At 72.2% G+C, this 2704-nt stretch carries 3 protein-coding genes; 2 read left to right on the top strand and 1 reads right to left on the bottom strand.

Going from position 1 to position 2704, the window contains the following annotated elements; genetic code table 11:
- Nucleotides 1-231: 231 nt before the first annotated feature.
- Nucleotides 232-852 carry an antibiotic biosynthesis monooxygenase gene (locus E1193_RS30990; RefSeq protein WP_132186675.1) on the bottom strand — a complete coding sequence of 207 codons (621 nt, stop codon included), beginning with the start codon at nt 850-852 and terminating at the stop codon, nt 232-234.
- 188 nt (nt 853-1040) lie between these two features.
- Between E1193_RS30990 and E1193_RS30985 the strand changes: the two genes are divergently transcribed.
- Nucleotides 1041-1304 carry a DUF6343 family protein gene (locus E1193_RS30985; protein WP_132186674.1) on the top strand — a complete coding sequence of 88 codons (264 nt, stop codon included), beginning with the start codon at nt 1041-1043 and terminating at the stop codon, nt 1302-1304.
- An 11-nt stretch (nt 1305-1315) separates the two neighbouring features.
- The coding region (locus tag E1193_RS30980; protein WP_132186673.1) for an NADP-dependent succinic semialdehyde dehydrogenase at nt 1316-2704 on the top strand (1389 nt) is incomplete at its 3' end.

Genomic DNA, 2704 nt, shown 5'->3' with positions numbered 1-2704 from the left:
GACTGGACTCGCGTGGCGGGCGGGGGGAGGGGGCGGCCGAGTCGCCCTCCTCACAGGCGAGGCCGGTCAACGCCAGCAGGCAGGCGACGGCGGCGACCCAGCGGCGTGACATGTCTTCCCCCGCTCCGACGGCGCGCGGTGACGGCACGGCTACCCTACGGTGCCGGCGGGTCGGCGTGGCTGGCTCGTGTCGGCTTTCTGGCAGAGATGATATTTCGAAGCATGAATCTGCTAGAACGGCCGGCGCGGTGTCCGCCACGGCGCCGGCCTACCGTGCAGCCACCAGTGCAGGGCCCGGGTGATCCGGGGCAGCACCAGGTAGGTCATCAGCGGCGTCAGGCACAGTGTCATGACCAGCGTCCGAAGGGCCAGTGGCGCACCGCCGACGAACCGGGCGGTGAGCAGGGTGGCGGTCAGGCTCAACGGGAAGAACGCCAGCCAGATCGTCACCGCCTGCTTCCAGCGCGGCGGGGTGCTCGCGGCGACCGGCCCCCCGCCGGCCGGTGCCACCTTCTCCACCACCTGATCGACCGGCTCCTCGAACCAGCCCTCGATCCCGGTACGCCGCTCCACCCGGGTGTGTTCGACGATCCCCTGCGCCGAGGTGAGCCACCAGTGCCGCTGCGGGGACTCCTCCCACCGGCGCAACGTCTCGTCGTCGGCGAACCGGTAGAGCATGTGCCACTCGGGCGAGCCGGGGGCGGTCCGCACCCAACCGGCCCCGAGGAAACCCGGGAAGCTCTCGGCCAGCGCGGCGCCGGCCCGCATCCAAGCGACCATCTCGTGGGTCCGCGCGGGGTCGGTACGCCGGGCGATCGCGACGGTCACCGGCATCGCCTGGGTCATGGGCACGCCCCCATCCTTCCCGCCGCCGCCGGGGCCGACCCGGTCGCGGCCTAGCGCTGTTACGCACCCCACCGGACCCCGGCCACCCGCCGGATACCCGCCCGGTGGCCGGGATCACCGACCCCTGGGCACATCCGCGAGTTCGGGGCGGTCCGGTCGGGTTAGCGCCGTCGGTGCGGGGGTAGCCCGAAGGGATGACGAGATCGCAGCCCCGGCGTGCCCGCGGCACGGTCGGCCACGCCTACAGCGCGTTGAACATGCGGGCCGGGCTCGCCCTGTTCGGACTGGTCAGCATGACCGTCTTCGCGGTGCTGGCGTTCCGCGCCGACGTGGTGTGGCTCGGCGTGGTCTGCACCCTCCTCGCCGTGGTCGCCGTGGTCGACCTGGTCGTCATCCAGCGCCGCCGTGCCGCCCGGCACCGGGAGGAGCCGGGGGTGCGGCACTCACTCTTCGAGTGACAGGAGTACGAATGACCATCGCCACCACCAACCCCGCCACCGGCCAGACGCTCAAGTCGTACGACCCGATGTCCGACGAGCGGGTCGACGCCGCTATCGAGCGCGCCCACCTGGCGTTCCGGCAGCTACGCGGCACCACGATCGCCCAGCGGGGGCAGTGGCTGTACGCCGCCGCCGGTCTGCTCGACGCCGAACGCGACTCCACCGCCCGGCTGTTGACCACCGAGATGGGCAAGACGTACGCGGCGGCCAGGGCCGAGGTGACCAAGTGCGCCACCGCCTTCCGGTTCTACGCGGCCAACGCGGAGCGGATGCTCGCCGACGAGCCCGCCGACGCCGAGGCGGTCGCCGCGAAGCGGGCGTTCGTCCGGTACCAGCCGATCGGGCCGGTGCTGGCGGTGATGCCGTGGAACTTCCCCCTCTGGCAGGTCGTGCGGTTCGCCGCGCCGGCGTTGATGGCCGGCAACACCGGTCTGCTCAAGCACGCCTCCAACGTGCCGCAGACCGCTCTCTACCTGGAGGATCTGTTCCGCCGGGCCGGTTTCCCGGAGGGCGCCTTCACCACCCTGCTGGTCGGCTCGGACGCCGTCGACCGCGTCCTCAGCGACTCCCGGGTCCGCGCCGCCACCCTCACCGGCAGCGAGGGGGCGGGCCGTTCGGTCGCCCAGATCGCCGGCCGGGAGCTGAAGAAGACGGTGCTGGAACTCGGCGGCAGCGACCCGTTCGTGGTGATGCCCTCGGCCGACCTGGACCGGGCCGCCGAGGTGGCCACCGCCGCCCGCTGCCAGAACAACGGCCAGTCCTGCATCGCGGCGAAGCGGTTCATCGTCCACACCGACGTGTTCGACGCCTTCGCCGAGAGATTCGCCGCGAACATGTCCGCGCTGCGGGTCGGCGACCCGATGGACGACGACACCGACCTCGGGCCGCTGGCCAGCGAGCGCGGACGGGACGAGATCCACGCCCAGGTGCGCGACGCGGTGGACCACGGCGCCACGGTGCTCTGTGGCGGGCAGAAGCCCGGCGGCGACGGCTGGTTCTACCCGCCGACGGTCGTCACCGACCTGACCCCACGGATGCGGATGTGGTCCGAGGAGGTCTTCGGGCCGGTCGCCGGCCTCTACCGCGTCTGCTCGTACGACGAGGCCGTCGAGGTGGCCAACGACACCGCGTTCGGCCTCGGCGCCAACGCCTGGACCGCCGATCCGGCCGAGCAGGAGCGCTTCGCCACCGACCTGGACGCCGGCAACGTCTTCATCAACGGGATGACCACCTCGTACCCGGAGTTGCCCTTCGGTGGGGTGAAGAACTCCGGGTACGGGCGCGAGCTGTCGGCCGTCGGCATGCGCGAGTTCTGCAACACCAAGACTGTCTGGGTGGGGGAGGGGGCCGCCTCGGTC

Origin of the sequence: Micromonospora sp. KC606 (assembly GCF_004348675.1) — a bacterium.
Classification (GTDB): domain Bacteria; phylum Actinomycetota; class Actinomycetes; order Mycobacteriales; family Micromonosporaceae; genus Micromonospora.
The sequence above is the reverse complement of the archived record's forward strand: the minus strand, read 5'-3'. Positions and strand labels throughout refer to the sequence as shown.